This window comes from Arthrobacter sp. P1_D12 (assembly GCF_056406175.1).
Genome location: NZ_JBFUAR010000004.1, coordinates 16,277 through 35,659 on the forward strand (window position 1 = coordinate 16,277; position 19,383 = coordinate 35,659).

Sequence of the window (19,383 nt, forward strand, 5' to 3'; positions counted from 1 at the left end):
TCACGGCTACGAGTGCCCGACGCTGGCGCCGGCGCGGGACACTGCCGGGACGGTTTGCGGGACAAAGGCGAGGGCGAGGACCGCCAGGACCGCGGCGGCGGCGAAAACATAGAAGCCCCACGGATAGGCGATGCCGGCGGCCACCAGCGCGCCGGTGACGGCCGGGCCCATAATTGCCCCCAGCCGGCCCACGCCGGCGGCAAAGCCCAAAGCGGTGCCGCGCAGGCGGACGGGGAAGAGCTGGGTGACCCAGGCGTAGACCAGAACCTGGGAGCTGAAGACGAACACACCGGTGACGAAGACGGCGGCATAGAGCACCACTTCGTTCTGGATCTGGATGCTGAGCGCGGCCAGGAACACGGCGGAGAGGCCAAACCAGAGCAGGACGATCTTCTTGGTCCCGTGCCGGTCGGCCAGGACCCCGGCGATCAGCAGGCCCACCACGGCCCCCACGTTCAGGACCAGGAGCAAGGCGAGGCCGGCGTTCAGGCTGTAGCCGGCGGAGGCCATGAGCTGCGGCAGCCAGGTGTTCAGGCCGTAGACCAGCAGCAACCCCATGAAGGACGCCACAGCCACACCGGCCGCAATCAGCGGGTAGGGCTTGCGGCCCAGATCCCGGAAGCTGGCGCGTTCTTCCGCGGGCGCGGCCGCGGCCTGCGCGCGGGCCTGGCTGCCGGCCGGGGAAGCGCCCGCCGGGGACTTGGCGGCCGCAGGGATGTGGTGGACCGGCGGGAGGGTCTCCGGAAGCTTGAACCAAAGGAAGGGGACCAGGGCGAAGCCGGCCAGGCCGCCGGCCACGAACATGGTCCGCCAGCTTGGAATGACCATGAGGGCCAGGAACGCGGTGGCCACGGCGCCGACGTGGTACCCGGTCATGGTCCGGGTGGTGGACTTTCCGGCCGTTCCGGCGGGTGCGTAGTCGTTCATGTACGCCAGGGCGGCGGGCAGGCAGGCGCCCAGGCCGAGCCCCGCCAGCAGCCGGAACGTGCTGAACCACGCCACGTTGGGTGCGAAGACGACGGCGATCGTAAAGAGGGAGAACCACGCCACGCAGGCCACCAGCAGGTTCCGCCGGCCGAAGCGGTCCGAGAGCGGGGCGATGAAGAGCGCGCCGAGCCCCACGCCCACCAGGGAGACGGTTGCCGCGAACGTCGCCCCAACGGCGTCGAAGCCGAGTTCCTGGGACTTGATGAGGGTCGGGATGACCGTGCCGAGCACCACCAGGTCAAAGCCGTCCAGCACCATGGCCAGCCAGCAGAGCCACACGGGCCACCGTGATTTCTCTCCCGATGACGACGACCTGTCCAATGACGACGTTGACATTGTTACCTCAGCGCTAGTGTTTAGGTGATTCCGTGCCCCGGCCGGTGTTCGCGGGGCCTCTTTCCATTGTGAGAGTTGTATCACCGCACCGTGTTGCATGGGACACTTAAAACCATTCAACGGAAGGGATATGGTGGCCAATTCGAACTCCGGCGACTCGGTGGTGGACCGGGTCCTGCGGTTGATTGCCGCGTTCCCTGAAGGCGTCACGGCGCTGCCGCTCTCGGAGCTTGCCGCGAGGGCGGAGCTCCCCCTGACCACCGCGCACAGGCTCGTCCGACAGTTGGCCGGACATGGCCTGCTCGACGTCGGCCCAGGCGGCTCCGTCAGCCTGGGCCTGCGGCTCTGGGAGCTCGCCAACCGCAATTCCCCCACGCTCGAACTCCGACAGGCGGCCCTGCCGTTCATGGAGGACATCCAGCAGGTGCTGCATCAAAACGTGAACCTCGCCGTGCTGGACGGGCGGGAAGCGCTCTTTGTGGAGCGGCTGTCCCGCCGCGGCTCCGTCGCCAACCGGGCGCAGGTGGCCGGCCGGATGCCTGTGCACGTGTCCTCCGCCGGGCTGGTGCTCATGGCCAACCAGCCCCGCCCCGTCCAGGCCGAGTACCTCGAGGGATTCAGTGATCCGACCGGCCGGCTGCCCCTGGAGGATCTCCGCGCCCTCCTTGGCGAGGCCGCCCATCGGGGCTATGCCCAGCTGGCCGGCGTCGTGGACCCTGACACGTGGGGGATCGCGGTTCCGGTGCTGGACCGCAGGAAGCACGCCGTGGCGGCCCTCGGCGTCGTTGTTCCCCTTCGCGAGGTGCGCCTGCAGGCGCTTGTTCCGGCCCTCCAGACGGCGGCGCGGGGGATCGGGCGGCGGCTGGGAGAGCCCCGCGAGAATCCCGCATTCCATTCAGCGGAATCCATGTAACGCGCATCACCCTCGGGGGAGCACACTGTTAGCCGGAAGACGAAAACGGCCCCGGCCCCGACCGCCCGGACCCCGCAACGAAGCGAGACGCACATGGCACAGCGAAAAGTCATCACCACCCAGGTAGCCATCATCGGCGCCGGCCCGGCCGGACTCATGCTGTCCCACCTGCTGGCCAAGGCCGGCATCGAATCCACCGTCCTGGAGATCCGCAGCCACCAGGAGATCTCCGAGACGGTCCGTGCCGGCATCCTTGAGCACGGCTCGGTCAACATGCTCGTCGACAGCGGTGTCTCCGACCGAGTGCTGCGTGACGGCGACCGGCACGACGGAATCGAACTGCGTTTCAACGGCGAAAGCCACCGGCTCGACTTCCAGGACCTCGTCGGGGAATCGGTGTGGCTGTACCCGCAGACGGACGTGTTCCTGGACCTCGCAGCACGCCGGAAGGCCGACGGCGGCGATGTCCGCTACAGCGTCACTGACACCACCATCCACGACATCGAAGCCAAGCCCAAGGTCTGGTTTACCGATGCGGACGGCGTCGAGTACGAGGTCCAGGCCGACTTCATCGCCGGCGCGGACGGCTCGCGCAGCCACTGCCGGTTCCAGATTCCCGAGGCGCACCGCAAATGGTACTTCCACGAGTACCCCTTCGCCTGGTTCGGCATCCTGGCCGAGGCACCGCGCAGCTCCGACGAGCTGATCTACGCCAACTCGGAGAACGGCTTCGCCCTGATCAGCCAGCGCACGGAGATGGTCCAGCGGATGTACTTCCAGTGCGACCCCAACGAGGACGTCAACAACTGGGATGAGGACCGCATCTGGGACGCCTTCCGCAGCCGCGTCAACGGCAACGGCTTCGAGGTCAAGGAAGGGCCCGTGATCGACAAGACGGTCCTGAAATTCCGCAGCTTCGTCCACGCCCCCATGCGGCACGGCAACCTGTTCCTCGCCGGGGACGCCGCGCACACGGTGCCGCCCACCGGGGCCAAGGGCCTGAACCTGGCGCTGCATGACGTCAAGGTCCTCTTCGAGGGATTCGACAGCTTCTATGCCAGCGGCTCCACCGCGCTCCTGGACGCCTACAGCGACCGCGCCCTGAACAGGGTGTGGAAAGCCCAGCAGTTCTCCTACTGGATGACTTCCATGCTGCACACCCCGGCCGGCGCCGATGATTTCTCCCGCGCCCGCCAGCTTGGCGAGCTCCAGTCCGTGGTGTCCTCCCGCCACGGCAGCGCCTACCTCGCGGAGGCCTACACCGGCTGGCCGGGCGCCCGCTAGAGCACCGGCCGGAATCCCGGCAGGGGATTGATATTTCCATCGACAGGCCTAGGGGCCAGGACTAGCCTATAACCGTCCCAGCATGACCCGACAAGGACGATGGAGAGGTGTCCGATCATGGGAACCGCAGAGAATGTTGAACTGGTCCGGCGGGGTTACACGGCCTTCAACGCAGGGGATATGGCGACCCTCAGCGCCCTGTTCGCGGAGGACGCAGTCTGGCACGTTGCCGGAAGCGGCGTGCTATCCGGAACCAAACAGGGCCGCGACGCGATCCTGGCGTACTTCGGTGAACTGGGAGCGCGCACCCAAGGTCACTTCCAAGCCAACGTCGAGGACATCGTCGGCGGGGAAAACCACACGGTCGCGATCCAGCAAACCCACGGGGAAGCCAACGGCAAAACCCTGGACATGCCGACCGTCATCACGTTCGTGGTCCGCGACGGACAGATCGCGGAAGGGCGGGAGTTCTTCGAGGACACGGCCAAGGCAGACGACTTCTGGACCTGACCGAAGAACCGCATGGTCGGCCCCGCCCGCAGGCTGTTTCCATCATCGGTGGCGGCATCGCCGGGCTGGCTCTTGCAGCCCGGCTGGATCCCGCGCGTTTCGAGGTCACCGTCACCGAACAGCGGTATGGGCTCCCGACCGTGGGGACATCCTTGGCCATGTGGCCCGCGGCCCAGCGCGCCCTGGGCGATTTGGGCATCCTGGACGCCGTCAGGGAGGCCAGCCCGGTGATCGACGGCATGACCGTCCGGGCGGCCTCCGGCAGGGCATGGACATCAGCGCAGGCGACGGGGCTGATCGGCGTCTCCCGGGTTGATCTCATCCGGCTCCTCGACGGTGCAGTCCCGGGCAGCGTGCGCCGGGTGTCCGGCCGCCTCGACGTCGTCCGGCCTGGTCCTGCCGGCCTCGTGGTGGGCGCCGACGGTGTCCACAGCGCGGTGCGCCGCAGCTGCTGGGGTGCCCGCTCCGGTGCCCGGCCCACCCGCTACCTCGCGGTCCGCGGCGTGGTTCCCGGATCGCTGTGGCGTGGGCTCACGGGCGAATACTGGGGCCGCGGGCAGCTCTTCGGGATTGGTCCCGCGGCGGCCGGGACCAACTGGTACGCGGCGTTCCGCCCCGGGGCGGGACAGGGAAGCCTCGACGTCGCCGCGGTCCTGGCGGAGACCCGCGCCCGCTACGCAGGCTACGCCCCGGGCATCCGCGACGTCCTGGCCGCTGCGGTACCGGAAACGACCCTGGTGCAGCGGATCTGGACGACGCCGCCGCTTGGTCGCTATGTCCGCGCCCGGGTGGCACTGCTCGGCGATGCCGCCCACGCGATGACACCCAACCTTGGCCGGGGTGCCTGCGAGGCGCTGGTCGACGCCGTGACCCTCGCGGCGCTGCTCAATACCCGGCCCGTGGACGAGGCGCTGAGCGCCTACAACCGGGCGCGCCATCTCCGCACGCAGGCGTTGCGGTGGGCGTCGTCGGCCGTGATGCGGCTGGCCCTGGCGGAGCGGGGCCAGCCTGTGCGGGACGCGCTGCTGGGCCTGGCTAGTCCTGGTCCAGGGTCTCGGTCAGATGGTGCGTCGGAATCCGGTCCCGGTCGTAGGTGATCTCGGTATAGCCGTGCGGCTCCGGCTTCCCGGACGGGCTCAGGTTCACGAAGACGATCTCATCAATGGTGAGGATGCTGCGGCGCGTGATCATGTTCCGGACTTCGGCCCGCATCGTCAGCGATGTCCGGCCGAAACGGGTCGCGGTCAGGCCCATTTCGATCAGGTCGCCCTGGACCGCGGAGCTGACGAAGTTGATTTCGGAGATGTACTTGGTGACGGCCCGGCCGTTGCCCAGCTGCAGGATAGCGTAGATGGCCGCCTCCTCGTCGATCCACTTCAGCAGGCTCCCGCCGAACAGGGTGCCGTTGGCGTTGAGGTCCTCGGGCCGCACCCATTTGCGGGTGCGGAAGGTGATGTCGGCCGATTCCATAGTGCGAGGTTAGCCGACTCCGTGACCGGCGGCGTTGTGTGACGCAGCCGGCCCGGGGCGGCGCGCGGCCTCACGCCATGGCGGTGTGCGCGGCGCTGTGCGAATCGATCGGCTTCGCGTAGCAGTACGAGTGCACCAGGCCGACATAAGGCCCGAAGTTCGGCACAGACACGAAGCCCGAGTTCTCGTAGAACTGCCGGCCGTCGGTCTGCACCGAGCCGGCCTCCGCAGTCAGGGTGGTGATTCCCAGCGCGTGGGCGTGGGCTTCGAGGGCCGCGAGGATGGAGCTCGCCACCCCTGAGCCACGGGTGTAGGGCAGTACGTAGAGGCGTTTGATTTCAGCGGTGGTGGCGTCCAGCATGCGAAGGCCGCCGCAGCCCACCGGCTGGCCCGAGGCCTTGTCGTGCGCCACCAGGAACACCGCCGTGTCAGCTTCCGACGGCGGCGGCCCGGGTTCGTGGTCGGGCCGGCCGAAGCGGGCCTCGAGTTCCGCCTGTTGGGCTGCCCTCAGGTCCGCTCCGACGGGGTTTGCCCAAGTGACCTGACGGATGTCGAGCCGCGGGTTGGTCTGCATCACTGCCTCGATTCGCCGAAGTGTTATGCAGTCCAAGGCTAGGCACCAGCGGTTTCGGCTGTGTTTCCTGCCGGTAAGCGTCGCGAGAACTGTGGATGGATGGCAGTGCAGTTGCGGCTTCCGGCTCGACTTTCCGGGTCGACGCGGCGACGGCCACAGCCTAGCGGCGCACCAGTGTCCGCAGGAGTTTCAGCGCCACGGAGATCGAGGCGATATCCACCTGGCCCGGTTTGGTCACTTCCGCGAAGGTGTCCTTGATCCGTGCCAGCTGCTCCTGGTGCCCGCGTTCCCAGGCCACGATGCGCTCCACGGCATCGGATGTGCCGGCGTCGGTGGCATTCAGGCCCTGGGTTGTCGCCATGACCGAGACGGTCATGTCGGCTACGGCGGAATACACATCGTCGCGCAGGGCTGCCCGCGCGAGAGACTCCCAGCGGCTCTGCCGGGGCAGGTCGGTGATGCTGAGCAGCAGGTTCGCGGCGCCAATGCGCTGGAACACCGCGTAGTACAGGTCAGCAATAGTGGGGATGGGTTCGCGCACCTGTTCGTAGATCAGGGAGATGTCCAGCAACCCGAAACTCTCCAACAGGTCCGAGGCGCGCAGGCCCAGCTCCCGGGGCATCCCCACGGCGGCCCAGTGCGCGAGTCTGTCTTCCGCGCGGTCCAGGTCGGAGCCGCGGAGGTAGTCCAATGTTTGGGTCCGCAGCAGTTCCAGGGCGGGCATGATCCTGTCCAAGGCCGCGGCCACGGGCTGGTCGCGATGGTCGTGCGTCACGTACCATCGCGTGGCCCGGTCGAGGATCCGGCGCATGTGCAGCGTCGCCTCGGCGACGTGTTCGGTGGGATATCCGGCGGGGAGTGCGGCCAGCCGGGTGACGATCCACGGCAGGTCGTAGGCCTCGCGCGCCACCACAAAGGCCCTGGCAACAGCGGCGGCGGTGGCAGTGGTTTCCTCGATGGCACGGAAGGCGAAGGTGATTCCGCCGAGATTGATCATGTCGTTGGCCACCACTGTGCACACGATCTGGCGGCGCAGCGGGTGGTCCGCCAGCTCTGCTTCAAAGCGTTCGGACAGCTGGCGTGGAAAATAGCCGCGGAGCACGCGCCGGAACCACGGGTCATCGGCAAGGTCACTGGCGTTGAGCTCCGCTGCCAGTTCGATCTTTGCGTAGGCGGCCAGCACCGACAGTTCCGGCGCGGTCAGCCCCTCACCTGACCGCAGCCGTTCCCTGAGTTGTTCGTTGCTTGGCAGGCCCTCCAGCTTGCGGTCAAGGTCCGTGGCGTTCTCGAGCCAGTCCATGGTCCGTTCGAAGCCCGGGCTCCATTCCCGCACCAGGTGCCGGTCGTTGAAGAGCAGGACATTCTGGTCCGCGTTATTGGCCAGCACAAGGCGGGCCACCTCGTCGGTGAGGGAATGCAGGAAGCCGGCGCGTTCCGGCGACGGCATCTTTCCTGCCGCGATCATCCGGTCCACGAAGATCTTGATGTTTACTTCATGATCCGAGCAGTCCACGCCGGCTGAATTATCGATGGCGTCGGTATTGAGCAGGACGCCGGACAGGGCGGCCTCGATCCGCCCGAGCTGCGTGATTCCGAGGTTCCCGCCCTCGGCGATGATCTTCGCCCGCACTTCATTGCCGTTGACCCTGACGGGGTCGTTCGCCTTGTCGCCAACCCCGGTGTTGGCCTCTGATGACGCCTTGATGTAAGTTCCGATGCCGCCGTTGTACAGCAGGTCCACGGGCGCCCGGAGGATGGCCTGAAGCAGAGCGTGTGGCGGCAGGGACACGGTTCCCGGTTCCAGGCCCAGAGAGCTCCTGACCTGGTCCGTGATGCTGATGGACTTGGCCCGGCGGGAGTGGACACCACCACCCTCGCTGATCAGTGCTGGATCGTAGTCCGCCCAAGATGAGCGCGGGAGGGCAAAGAGCCGCCGCCGTTCCTCGAACGAGGCCCCCGCGTCCGGCGCCGGGTCAAGAAAGATGTGGCGGTGATCGAAAGCCGCCACCAGCCGGATGTGCCGGGAGAGGAGCATCCCGTTCCCAAAGACGTCGCCGCCCATATCGCCGATGCCGGCAACTGTGAAGTCCTCCACCTGGCAGTCCATTCCGAGTTCGCGGAAATGCTGTTTCACCGATTCCCAGGCCCCGCGGGCCGTGATGCCCATCTGCTTATGGTCATAGCCCACGGTCCCGCCGGACGCGAAGGCATCGCCCAGCCAGAAGCCGTACTCCGCGGCCACCGCGTTCGCAGCGTCGGAAAATGACGCTGTTCCCTTGTCCGCCGCCACCACGAGGTAATAGTCGTCGACGTCGTGCCGCACCAGTCGCGCCGGAGGCACCACTGTTTCGCCGTGGGCGGTGGTGACCAGGTTGTCGGTGATGTCCAGCAGCCCGCGGACGAAGGTCCGGTAGCATTCCAGGCCCTCCGTCAGCCAGGCGTCGCGGTCTATGGCCGGGTCCGGCAACTGTTTGGGATAGAAGCCGCCCTTGGCGCCGGTTGGCACTATCACCGAGTTCTTCACGTTCTGCGCCTTGACCAGGCCAAGGACCTCGGTGCGGAAATCCTCGCTCCGGTCGGACCAGCGCAGCCCGCCCCTGGCCAGTGCCCCGAAGCGCAGGTGGACGCCTTCCACGCGGGGCGAGTACACCCAGATTTCGTATTTGGGACGGGGAAGCGGGGCACCCGCGATCGCGGAAGGGTTCAGTTTGAAACTCAGGTGGGGCTTCGCCTGGAAGTAGTTAGTGCGGAGCGTGGATTCCACCAGGTTCATGAAGGTGCGCAGCAGCCGGTCGGCGTCGAGGACGGGAATGTCGTCGATCGCCGCCAGCAGATCCCTCCGGGCCGCGTCGGTGTCCCCGAACCGGCGTGCCGCCTCCAGCTCGGGATCGAACTTGGCCCTGAACAGTGCCAGGAGCGCGTGGGTTGCCCGGACATTGACCAGCAGGGTATCGGCCATGAAGCCGTAGGAGGTCGTTGTGCCCAATTGCTGCAGGTACTTGGCATAGCTGCGCAGGATTGCCGCCTGGCGCCATTCGATGCCCTCCCGGAGGACGAGGCCGTCAAAGCGGTCCGATTCTGAGTCCCCACGCATGGCAGCTCCGAAGGCATCCCCCAGCAGCCCGCTGGTGCGGGACGGATCCACGCCGGCCGGGTAGCGGACGCCAAGGTCATAGAGGAACAAGGCCCGGTCCCTCCCGCGCACCACATCGAAGGGCCGTTGGTTCAGCACCTCCAGTCCGAGGTTGTGGAAGAACGGCAGGATCCGCGTCAGGCTGTGGGCGGTGGTCAGGTAAAGCCGGATCCGGGCGTCTTCGGCCAGCGTCGGGGAGGCATCGGTGCGGACATAAACGGCCAGCTGAGGATCGTTCAGCGGTCGCCCGCCCGTGCCGTCGAGATCGAACCGCTCAAACGTAGTGATGTCCTCGACCGCGTCCTCGACCTCGAAATCAGCCCGGTAGCTGGCCGGGAAGGCGGCGGACCACAGCGCCGACAACCGGCTGGCCTCCGCCGACGGCAACCTGTCCCGGAGTGCTTCGTCCAGGCCCTGGGCCCAGGTCCGCGTTGCGCTGACAATGCTCCGCTCCACTTCAGCGGGATCGACGTCGGGCATCCCGCCGGCGGGCAACAGTATCCGGAAGAACACGCGGGCCATCGGGGATTCGCTAAGCCTGACTTCGAACTCGAGCGAGGAGGACCCGAAAGCCTGTTTAAGCTCGTGTTCAATCCGGAGGCGGACGGCCGTGCTGTACCTGGCCCGGGGGAGGAACACCAGCGCGGTCATGAAGCGCCCGTAGCTGTCAGCGCGCAGGAACACCCGTGTCTGGTGGTGGGCCTGCAGGCGCAGAATCTCCCGGGCAAGCCCGGAAAGGTCATCCAGGTCCCGGTGGAACAGCTCGTCCAGGGGGAAGGACTCGAGGACGGTGAGGAGCTGCTTGCCAGGGTGGGAGGCCTCGGTGAAGCCGAAGCGCTCCTGGATGGCGCGTACCTTGTCCCGGATGAGCGGGATGCGCCGCACGGACCGGCCCGTGGCGCCCGGGGCGAAAAGGCCCACAAACCTGACTTCTCCCGTGGCCTTCCCGGCGCTACCGAAGGTCCGGACGAGGATTTCATCCAAGTAAGCCGGACGGGGGACGGATGATCTCAGATCCGAAATGGAGATGGTGAGGACCTGCGAATGAGGTAGCCCCGTAACAGGCTGGCGGGCCTCCGGCCGCCCGTCCCTGAGCAGGCCCAGCCCCGCGCCGGGCAGCAACGACGCAACATCCGGGCCCTCCGCCGTCGAGTATTCATATTCGCTGTATCCCAGAAACATGAAGTTGCCGCGGTCCAGCCAGCCCAGGAGCTCACCGAGCTGCTCCGGAGTCGGAACCGTGCCGGCGGGCAGCAGGTCCAGGGAGTTGATGGTGCGGGCGAGACGGGCGTGGATGGCTGGGGTGTCATCAGCGACCAACTGGACGTCCGCCAGGACACGCCGCACGTTGGCGGTGAGCTCCGCGATGGCCCGTGTCCCCGGCAGGCGGCCTATCTCTGCCGCCACCCACGTTTCGGATCTCCACCCCGGCGGGTCCTGGACTGTGCCGGTCGCCGCGGCGCCCGGGACACCAGCAATTCGGCCCGTCGGTCCGGACTGCGAGGACCCATGCCGTACTTCCACCAGCCGATCAGTCCGGGGATCCCGCCGCACCAGAAAATTGGGATGCACCAGTAACCGAATGGACTCGTTTTGGCGGGCCAGCTCCGCAGTAAGCGAATGGATCAGGTGCGGGATGGCGTCGGCAACCACCAGCAGGACGCTGGCGTCGCTTTCGTTCAGGATGTCGACGGCCGCCGTGCCTGCCGGACGGCCGTCCGCCAGTTCCGCGTGGTACCTGGCGCGCTGCTCCAGGTTTTCGGGACTGTAGCCCTGGAGGTCCTCCGGCGCAGCGTGCTCGTAGTACGCCGCGAGGAACTGTTCATCGAAGCCGGGGAAAACGCGGCCGGGCGCATGCCCCCGGTGTACCGATTTGCGTGACATGCCCCTGCGCCTCCACTGCGCGGGCTCAACCGCATGCAGCGGCCGACCATCCTGTCCCCACGCCTGTTTTCATCATCGCCGCGTTCCCGTGAGCAGTCCAGACCCGGTACGCCCCGCCGGGACGGCCTGTACGCCCGCTGGGGACGGACCGGCACCCCTACGCCGGATGGCCGGTGGGATCCTCCGCCGTCGGATCCGCCAGTGCCAGTCCGCCCACGGGACTGTCGTCCCAGTGGATGAGTTCCCAGCCGTTGGCGGGATCGCCTTCCAGCGCCACGATTCCGGTGTTGTCCAGCACGTGCCTGATGGCAAAGTCCGGTTCGATGTTGTCCGCCCGCAGGCCGGCCCACACCCGGATGGCTGCGCCGTGGCTGACCACGGCCACGGATCCTGAGCCCCCCGCCCCGTTTGTCCGTCCCGCTATTTTGGCGATCGCGGCGTCGTAGCGCTCAAAGAAGTCCCGGCCGCTTGGACCGGCAGGCATCCGGCGGTCCAGCTCGCCGTCCGCCCACGAAAAAATGGTGCCGATGTACCGCTTGTGCGATTCGTGGTCCGTGCGCTTTTCCAGCGACCCGGCCTCGATCTCGTGAAGGCCCTCCAGCACCTCGGTTTCCAGCCCGTGCACCCGGGCGAGCGGTGCCGCTGTGATCTGCGTCCGCACCAGGGTGGAGGCGTACAGGGCAAGGATCCGCTCATTCGCCAAGGCGCGGGACAACGTCTCGGCCTGACGCTGGCCGAGTTCGGTCAGCCCGGGACCCGGGTGCGCCGTGTCCAGCTGGCCCAGCACATTGCCGGGCGTCTGGCCGTGCCGGATGAGCAGAAGCCTCATTTGAGGTGGTCCACCAGCTGGTCCGCGATGCCCGTGTACTTGCCCGGGGTCAGCGCCAGCAGGCGGGCTTCAGCGTCGGCGGACAGGCCGAGGCTCTGGACGAATTCCTGCATCCGGGCGGCATCCACACGCTGTCCGCGGGTCAGGTCCTTGAGCCGCTCGTACGGGTTTTCCATGCCGTCGACGCCGGCGATGGCCTCGGCGCGCATGACCATCTGGATGGCCTCGCCGAGGACTTCCCAGTTGGTGTCAAGGTCCGCGGCCAGCACGTCCTCGGCAACCTTGAGCCGGTCCAGGCCCTTGGCAACGTTCGAGATGGCGAGCAGCGAGTGGCCGAACGCCACACCGATGTTGCGCTGCGAGGAGGAGTCGGTGAGATCCCGCTGCCAGCGGGAGGTGACCAGGGTGGAGCCGAGGACGTCCAGCAGGCCGGAGGAGATCTCAAGGTTGGCCTCGGCGTTTTCGAAACGGATCGGGTTCACTTTGTGCGGCATGGTTGAGGAGCCCGTGGCGCCTGCCACCGGGATCTGCACGAAGTACCCGATCGAGATGTAGCTCCAGATGTCGGTGCAGACGTTGTGCAGGATGCGGTTGAAACGCGCGACGTCGGCATAAAGTTCGGCCTGCCAGTCGTGGCTTTCGATCTGGGTGGTCAGCGGGTTCCAGGTCAGGCCCAGGCCTTCGACGAAGCCCTTGGCGACCTGCTCCCAGTCGGCGCCCGGGACGGAGGCGACGTGGGCGGCGTAGGTGCCGGTGGCGCCGTTGATCTTGCCGAGGTATTCGGTGCGGGCGATCCGGTCAAGCTGCCGGTTGAGCCGGTGCGCGATGACGGCCAGTTCCTTGCCCAGCGTGGTGGGCGTGGCGGGCTGGCCGTGCGTGCGGGAGAGCATCGGCACGGCGCGGTTGTCCCCGGCCATGGCGCTGATCTGGGCGACGAGGGCGCGGGCCGCAGGCAGCCACACATCCTCCACGGCCCCCTTGATGCCCAGGGCGTAGGAGAGGTTGTTGACGTCTTCCGAGGTGCAGCCGAAGTGCACCATGGCGGTCAGCCGGTCGATTCCGATGCCGGGCAGGCGGCGGCCGATGTAGTACTCCACGGCCTTGACGTCGTGGACCGTAACGGCCTCAATCTCGGCCAGTTCGGTGACGGAGGCGGCGTCGAACTCGGTGACGATCGCACGCAGTTGCTCCTGTTGTTCCGCCGTGAGCGGCCCGGCGCCGGGCAGGACGCTGTTGCCGGTCAGGTGGATCAGCCACTCGACCTCAACGGCCACGCGGTCGCGGTTCAGGGCGGCCTCGGAAAGGTAGTCGACCAGCGGTGCGACGGCGGACTGGTAGCGGCCATCCAGCGGGCCGAGCGCGATCTGGTGGTCGGACGCGGCGAGGGCCAGGCGTCCGGACGGCGTGCGGGTATCAGCTGTGGCGGCAGTTTCAGGCATATGGCGATTCTTTCACGAAGTGCCGCCGGGCCTTAAGCGCCCCCGTCCTTGTGACATTGCCGGATGACATGGCCGGCTGGCAGTGCCTGGCGGTCCGGGACGTTGTCCACATAGCCGGGCGGCTCTCTTCACGGGCGCGGGCGGCCCCGCTAGCGTCGGTTCATGGGCAGCTGGATGAGGCAGGGCACTGGGATGAGGCCGGGATGAGGCCGGGGTGAGGCCGGTCAGCAGCGGGATGCCACCGGGACCTGGGGGCAGTGTGGCGGTGCAGGACATGGCGGTGCAGGACATGGCGGTTCTTGGCGTGACGGCCGCCGACGCCCTCGAGTGCGCTTCGCGCAGTTATGAAGTCCAGCAGTTCGCTGCGCGCGTTGCGCGGTGCGCCGATGAGGCTGATGCGGTGCTCTCCGCCCTCGCCCGCCTTGAGCTGCAGTCGTGGCAGTCACCGGCCGGCCGCGCCTACCGTGTGGCCTTGTCCCTGCACGCGGCCGCGCTGCACCGGAGCCGGGACGCGCTGCTCGATGCTGTTGCCGTGGTGCTCCGGCACGCCCGGAACGTGGCGCAGCCCGCGGACCGGATGGGACCCTGATGGCCGAATCGAGTCCGGCGGGCTCCGGCGGCAGCCCCGGGGTTTCCGCGCCGCCGCGCGACGGCAGCCTGCTCATCCGGGGCGGAATCGGCGGGGTGAGCTTCCAGTTCGAGGAGCTGCTGGCGGGTGCCGCGGCACTGGACGGGCTGGTCCGGCAGCTGCAAATGGTTGAGGTGGAGACCGACACCGTCCGGCGCGCACTCTTTCCCTATCAGTCCGACTCCTACACCAGCGGCAGCAACGCCATCATCGCTGTGGGGGAGGCCGGCCGGGACGTCGGACGCGTCCGGTCCCAGCTTCAGCGGATCGGCGACGACGTCCGCGCCAGTCACGGCGAATATGAATATGCCGAAGCCCGGAATGCCCTGCTGCTGCGGATGGGACTGCACGGCTCCGAGTACGGCGCAGCACCGGAGCCCTTCGCCCTGCCCGGGGTGCGCGGCACTGTTGAAGGCTGGGTCGCCATGGCGCCCCGGAATCTCGCCGTGCTGCTTGGCCTGCCCTGGCCCCTGGCCGCCGTAGCCAGCGCCCTGGCCGGGCCCACTGACATCCGCCGCCTGGTGCGGGACGCCTCGGAAGCGCCGGGGCTCGTGTTTCTCAAGCCCCGCCCCGTCAGCATCGTGGGCCGGGAGAGGTTTACGGCCGACGTCGACCTCTCACCGGCCGGGCTGCTGCGGCGGGCCGGGGCAGTGGGAGAGCAGGGCGGCCGGATCGAGGTTATCGAGGTGGACGGCGGATCCCGGCCCGCGTGGGTGGTGATCATCCCCGGAACCCAGCAGGGCGCCCTGCCGGAAGGAATCAACCCCTTCGACCCCGCCGGAATCGCCGAGGCCCTGGGCTATGACTCGGCGTCGACGGCGCAGGCCATCAGGCAGGCGCTGCGGCAGGCCGGGGCCGAGGCCGGCGATCAGCTCGTGGCCGTCGGCTACAGCCAGGGCGGGATCCACGCGATGAATCTCAGCAAGGACCGCGCTGTCCTGGCCGAGTATGACCTCAAGTTCGTGCTGACCGCGGGCTCCCCGGTGGGCGGGATCAGCCCCGCGCCGGGGATCCGCAGCCTGCACCTGGAACATGAGCAGGACTGGGTGCCGGGGGCGGACGGACTGGCGAACCCGGACACCAGGGACCGGGTGACCGTGACCCTCACCAACCCGCTGGCGGTGCCGCCACCACAGGACTTCGGCCTGGGTCCCGGGCACCGGCTGGAGAATTACGCCGACGGGGCCGCGCTCGTCTCCGCGAGCCGGGACAACACCCTGCAGGACTCCACGGCCGCCCTGGCCGCAGTGGTGGGGACCGGCGGGGCGGCGACGGTGACCCGGTTCTCGCTCCGGCGCGAGGCCCGGCCGGCACCGCGGGCAACCCCCGCAACCCCTCCGGGACCGCAGCGCAGCCCGGGCGCCCCTAGCGATCGAGGGCGGGAAGGAAGCTCGCCACGAGGGACACCAGGCTGATGATGATGGCGGCAAACACGGCGGTCCAGAAGAACGAGTCGATGGTGAAGTGCACAGTGGTGTAGCTGCTGATCCAGGACGTCAGGTAGAGCATCGCCGCGTTGATGACCACGGTGAACAGGCCCAGGGTGAGGATAGTGATCGGCAGCGACAGGAGGCTGACGATTGGCTTGACTAAGGCATTGACCAGGCCGAAGATCAGGCCGATGAACAGGTAGCCCAAGATGATGCTGATGGTGCCGTCACTCTGGGTGGAAATATCCAGCCCGGTGAGGATCCAGCAGGCGATTGCAAGGGCCAGCCCGTTGATGATGACTCGTACGATGATTGAGCGCATGGCCCCATGCTGTCATATGCCCGGCGGCGACGGCAGGGACCATATTCCCCATGTCCGCAACGGCTATCCCCTACGGACAGCAATCAGCTCCCGCAACTGCGGCAGCGACCCGAAGTAGGCTAGTTGGCATGACTTCATCAGAGAATCCGGCCGGGGGCATCAGGCCCCGTCCGGTGGTAGACCTCCTCCCCCGCTACGCGGCCGGAAAACCCCCCGTCCCCGTGGAAGGCCTGACCAGCTACAAGCTGTCCTCCAACGAGAACCCGTTGCCCCCGATCCCTGCAGTGCAGCAGGCCATCGCGGCGCAGACCGATTTCAACCGCTACCCCGATCCGCTCAGCAGCAGGCTGCGTGAAGCGCTCGCCCGCTTCCTGGATGTGCCCGCCGAGGACATCGTCACGGGCGCCGGCAGCCTGGGCGCCCTGAACCAGCTGCTGACCACCTTCGCCGGCCAGAACGACGACGGCAAGGCCGACGAGGTCATCTACGCCTGGCGCTCGTTCGAGGCCTACCCAATCTGCGTCGGACTGGCCGGCGCCGAGAGCGTCCGGATCCCGCTGACATCCGACGGGCGGCATGACCTGGACGCCATGGCCGCCGCGGTGACTGCGCGGACCCGGATGATCCTGCTGTGCACGCCCAACAACCCCACCGGACCCATCCTGACGGCCGAGGAAACGGAGCGCTTCATCCACGCCGTTCCGGCCGACGTCGTGGTGGTCATTGACGAGGCCTACCAGGAATTCGTGCGCGCCGGCGACGCCGTGGACGGCATCGCCATGTACCGCAAGTACCCCAACGTCGTCGTCCTGCGGACCTTCTCAAAAGCGCACGGCCTCGCCGGACTCCGCGTGGGCTACAGCGTCTCCCGGCCCGAACTGACGCAGCACCTGCGCGTCAGTGCTACCCCCTTCGCCGTGTCCCAGATCGCGGAAACGGCGGCCGTCACGTCGCTCGAGCACTTCGCCGATGTTGTAGAAAGGGTACAAAGCCTGGTGGACGAACGGGACCGGGTCACGGCGGGACTGCGTGAGCTCGGGTGGTTCGTCCCGGAGGCCCAGGGCAACTTTGTCTGGCTCAATCTGGGCGAAAACAGCGCGGAATTTGCCGCCCTCGCGGCGGAACGGGCGCTGTCCGTACGGGCCTTCGGCAACGAGGGTGTCAGGGTAAGCATCGGCGAAACGGAAGCCAACACCCGTTTCCTGGAGCTCTGTGCGATCTATACAAAACCGCCTCGGCGTTCCTAGCGCTTAACACTGCGCGCTCAGGCCGCCCCGTGCGGATAAAGTAAGGACCAGTAAGCCAAAATATATGCCGGACCTGGAATGTATTCCTGGTCCGGCATATATCCCAGCGATTGCGGCGCATTCGGATGCGGCAAGCAAGGAGACGGTATGGGCGCCACACATCTGCCCTCTACCGAGTTCGACGGAACCGGGATGGATGACCAGCTCGAAGCGGAGGCCGAGGCCCAACTAGGTGCCCCGGCCGAGCCGATGGTGCAGTTGCTGGACCCGGACGGCACCCTGGGCTCGGACCCGGTTTTCTCAAAATACGCCGAGAAGCTGGACCCGGACACCCTGCGCGGCTTCTACGCGGATATGGCCAAGATCCGCCGCTTCGACGTGGAAGCCACCGCTTTGCAGCGGCAGGGCCAGCTGGCCCTGTGGGTCCCGCTCACCGGGCAGGAAGCCGCCCAGATCGGCTCCGGACGGGCCAGCCAGCCGCAGGACTACATCTTCCCCACCTACCGCGAGCACGGCGTGGCCCTGACGCGGAACGTGGACCTGGCCGAGCTGCTGCGCCAGTTCCGGGGCGTCTCCAACGGCGGCTGGAACCCTAAGGACACGAACTTCCACCTCTACACGCTGGTCCTGGCCGCCCAGACCCCGCACGCCGTCGGGTACGCCATGGGCATCCAGCGGGACCAGAAACTGGCGGCCGCCAACGCCGTCGCCAGCGTGGAAGCGGGACAGGCCGTGGAGCCGAACGCCGCTGTCATGGTGTACTTCGGCGACGGCGCCAGCTCCGAAGGGGACGTCCATGAATCCATGGTGTTCGCCGCTTCCTACCAGGCGCCCGTGGTCTTCTTCTGCCAGAACAACCACTGGGCCATCTCCGTGCCAAGCTCCGTGCAGACCCGCATCCCGCTCGCCAACCGCGCCAAAGGCTACGGCTTCCCCGGCATCAGGGTGGACGGCAATGACGTGATCGCCGTCCACGCCGTCACGGAATGGGCGCTGGAGCGGGCCCGCGAGGGCCATGGTCCTGTACTCATCGAGGCGTTCACCTACCGGGTCGGGGCGCACACCACGGCCGATGACCCCACCAAATACCGCGAATCCGCCGAAGAAAGCCTGTGGCGTGCCAAGGACCCGCTGGCGCGGCTGGAGAAGTATCTCCGGGCCCAGGGCCTCGCGGATGACAGCTTCTTCGAGCAGGTCAAGGCCGACGGCGACGAGCTCGCCGCCTATGTCCGCAAGACCACCCACGACCTCGAAACCCCGGACATCCGGACCGCCTTCGCCAACACCTATGTGGAGGCCCACCCACTGGTAGCCGAGGAACTGGCCTGGTTCGAGGAATACAGCGCGGGGTTCGCCGATGAGGCGTCCGCCGATGAGGCACATGCAGTCCAGACAGACAGGGCGGCCCGCTGATGACCACCATGACCATTGCGAAAGCCATCAATGAGGGCCTGCGGGCCACGTTGAACAACAACCCCCGCTCGCTGCTGATGGGCGAGGACATCGGGGCCCTTGGCGGCGTCTACCGCGTCACCGACGGGCTGATCGCCGAATTCGGCGCCGACCGCGTGGTGGATACCCCGCTGGCCGAATCCGGCATTATCGGCACCGCGATCGGCCTCTCCCTGCGCGGCTACCAGCCGGTCTGCGAGATCCAGTTCGACGGTTTCGTGTTCCCGGGGTTCAACCAGATCACCACCCAGCTGGCCAAGATGCACTCGCGCAGCAACGGCAACCTGACCGTTCCCGTCGTCATCCGGATCCCGTATGGCGGCGGCATCGGCTCCATTGAACACCACTCCGAATCGCCGGAGGCACTGTTCGCCCACACCGCCGGGCTGCGCATCATCACCCCCTCCAATCCGCACGATGCCTACTGGATGATCCAGCAGGCCGTCGACTGCCAGGATCCCGTCATCGTCTTCGAGCCCAAGCGCCGCTACTGGCTCAAGGGTGAGGTCGACACCGAGACCCCGGGCGCGTCCGCCGACCCCTTCAAGGCGCATGTGCTCCGCGAGGGCACCGACGCGACGGTCGTCGTCTACGGCCCGCTGGTGCCCGTGGCCCTCGCCGCCGCCGAGGCCGCCGCCGAGGACGGCCACAGCGTCGAGGTGATCGATCTCCGTTCGATCTCGCCGATCGACTTCGACACCGTCACGGCCTCGGTCCGGAAAACCGGCCGGCTGGTCGTGGCTCATGAGGCCCCGACGTTCGGCGGCATCGGCGGCGAAATCGCCGCGCGGATCAGCGAGCGGGCGTTCCATTCACTGGAGGCCCCCGTCATCCGCGTCGGGGGATTCCACATGCCCTATCCCGTGGCCAAGGTCGAAGAAGACTACCTGCCGGACATCGACCGCATCCTTGAGGCGCTGGACCGCGCCCTGGCGTACTGACGAG

General features: G+C 67.6%; 16 protein-coding genes. 9 read left to right on the forward strand and 7 right to left on the reverse strand.

What is annotated here, in order from left to right; all coding sequences use genetic code 11:
* Positions 1-6 precede the first annotated feature (6 nt).
* The gene (locus AC1DZV_RS03655) at positions 7-1,245 is read right to left on the reverse strand and encodes an MFS transporter (RefSeq protein WP_476952402.1); all 1,239 of its coding nucleotides are present in this window, start codon (positions 1,243-1,245) and stop codon (positions 7-9) included.
* Positions 1,246-1,456: 211 nt separating this feature from the next.
* Here AC1DZV_RS03655 and AC1DZV_RS03660 point away from each other — a divergent pair, with 211 nt between their 5' ends.
* The 4 genes from AC1DZV_RS03660 (at position 1,457) to AC1DZV_RS03675 (ending at position 5,127) form a co-directional block, all read left to right on the forward strand.
* Positions 1,457-2,236 carry an IclR family transcriptional regulator gene (locus tag AC1DZV_RS03660; RefSeq protein ID WP_476951694.1) on the forward strand — a complete coding sequence of 260 codons (780 nt, stop codon included), beginning with the start codon at positions 1,457-1,459 and terminating at the stop codon, positions 2,234-2,236.
* A gap of 93 nt (positions 2,237-2,329) precedes the next feature.
* On the forward strand, positions 2,330-3,520 hold the full coding sequence (locus AC1DZV_RS03665; RefSeq protein WP_476952984.1) for a 4-hydroxybenzoate 3-monooxygenase: 1,191 nt from the start codon (positions 2,330-2,332) through the stop codon (positions 3,518-3,520).
* Between the two features lie 117 nt (positions 3,521-3,637).
* Positions 3,638-4,030 (forward strand): nuclear transport factor 2 family protein, encoded by a 393-nt coding sequence (locus AC1DZV_RS03670; protein ID WP_476952985.1) that lies wholly within the window; start codon positions 3,638-3,640, stop codon positions 4,028-4,030.
* Positions 4,031-4,074: 44 nt separating this feature from the next.
* Entirely contained in the window at positions 4,075-5,127 is a 1,053-nt protein-coding gene (locus AC1DZV_RS03675) for an FAD-dependent monooxygenase (protein ID WP_476953065.1), read from the forward strand.
* Here AC1DZV_RS03675 and AC1DZV_RS03680 read toward each other — a convergent pair.
* From AC1DZV_RS03680 to purB, 5 genes are all read right to left on the reverse strand, one after another.
* On the reverse strand, positions 5,066-5,500 hold the full coding sequence (locus AC1DZV_RS03680; RefSeq protein WP_079555099.1) for an acyl-CoA thioesterase: 435 nt from the start codon (positions 5,498-5,500) through the stop codon (positions 5,066-5,068). The genes AC1DZV_RS03675 and AC1DZV_RS03680 overlap by 62 nt on opposite strands.
* Positions 5,501-5,570: 70 nt before the next feature.
* The gene (locus tag AC1DZV_RS03685) at positions 5,571-6,074 is read right to left on the reverse strand and encodes a GNAT family N-acetyltransferase (RefSeq protein WP_476952986.1); all 504 of its coding nucleotides are present in this window, start codon (positions 6,072-6,074) and stop codon (positions 5,571-5,573) included.
* A gap of 160 nt (positions 6,075-6,234) precedes the next feature.
* A complete protein-coding gene (locus AC1DZV_RS03690; protein ID WP_476952987.1) occupies positions 6,235-11,091 on the reverse strand; it encodes an NAD-glutamate dehydrogenase in 4,857 nt (1,618 codons plus the stop codon).
* A 157-nt stretch (positions 11,092-11,248) separates the two neighbouring features.
* Positions 11,249-11,920 carry a histidine phosphatase family protein gene (locus AC1DZV_RS03695; protein ID WP_476951633.1) on the reverse strand — a complete coding sequence of 224 codons (672 nt, stop codon included), beginning with the start codon at positions 11,918-11,920 and terminating at the stop codon, positions 11,249-11,251.
* Positions 11,917-13,359 (reverse strand): adenylosuccinate lyase, encoded by a 1,443-nt coding sequence (purB, locus tag AC1DZV_RS03700; protein WP_476952988.1) that lies wholly within the window; start codon positions 13,357-13,359, stop codon positions 11,917-11,919. The genes AC1DZV_RS03695 and purB overlap by 4 nt, the downstream gene beginning before the upstream one ends.
* A 274-nt stretch (positions 13,360-13,633) precedes the next feature.
* Between purB and AC1DZV_RS03705 the strand changes: the two genes are divergently transcribed.
* Both AC1DZV_RS03705 and AC1DZV_RS03710 read left to right on the forward strand, forming a co-directional pair.
* On the forward strand, positions 13,634-13,948 hold the full coding sequence (locus AC1DZV_RS03705; protein ID WP_476952989.1) for a hypothetical protein: 315 nt from the start codon (positions 13,634-13,636) through the stop codon (positions 13,946-13,948).
* Positions 13,948-15,402 carry a hypothetical protein gene (locus AC1DZV_RS03710; protein ID WP_476952990.1) on the forward strand — a complete coding sequence of 485 codons (1,455 nt, stop codon included), beginning with the start codon at positions 13,948-13,950 and terminating at the stop codon, positions 15,400-15,402. Before AC1DZV_RS03705 ends, AC1DZV_RS03710 begins: the two co-directional genes overlap by 1 nt.
* Here AC1DZV_RS03710 and AC1DZV_RS03715 read toward each other — a convergent pair.
* A complete protein-coding gene (locus AC1DZV_RS03715; protein WP_476952991.1) occupies positions 15,353-15,739 on the reverse strand; it encodes a phage holin family protein in 387 nt (128 codons plus the stop codon). The two genes, AC1DZV_RS03710 and AC1DZV_RS03715, sit on opposite strands and share 50 nt — an antisense overlap.
* A 128-nt stretch (positions 15,740-15,867) precedes the next feature.
* On the opposite strand from AC1DZV_RS03715, the gene AC1DZV_RS03720 reads away from it, so the two are divergent.
* The 3 genes from AC1DZV_RS03720 (at position 15,868) to AC1DZV_RS03730 (ending at position 19,379) form a co-directional block, all read left to right on the forward strand.
* Positions 15,868-16,986: a histidinol-phosphate transaminase gene (locus tag AC1DZV_RS03720; RefSeq protein ID WP_223914937.1), complete on the forward strand. Its 1,119-nt coding sequence runs from the start codon at positions 15,868-15,870 to the stop codon at positions 16,984-16,986.
* A 147-nt stretch (positions 16,987-17,133) separates the two neighbouring features.
* Entirely contained in the window at positions 17,134-18,399 is a 1,266-nt protein-coding gene (gene pdhA / locus AC1DZV_RS03725; protein ID WP_476951629.1) for a pyruvate dehydrogenase (acetyl-transferring) E1 component subunit alpha, read from the forward strand.
* On the forward strand, positions 18,399-19,379 hold the full coding sequence (locus AC1DZV_RS03730; protein WP_243178076.1) for an alpha-ketoacid dehydrogenase subunit beta: 981 nt from the start codon (positions 18,399-18,401) through the stop codon (positions 19,377-19,379). The genes pdhA and AC1DZV_RS03730 overlap by 1 nt, the downstream gene beginning before the upstream one ends.
* Positions 19,380-19,383 lie beyond the last annotated feature (4 nt).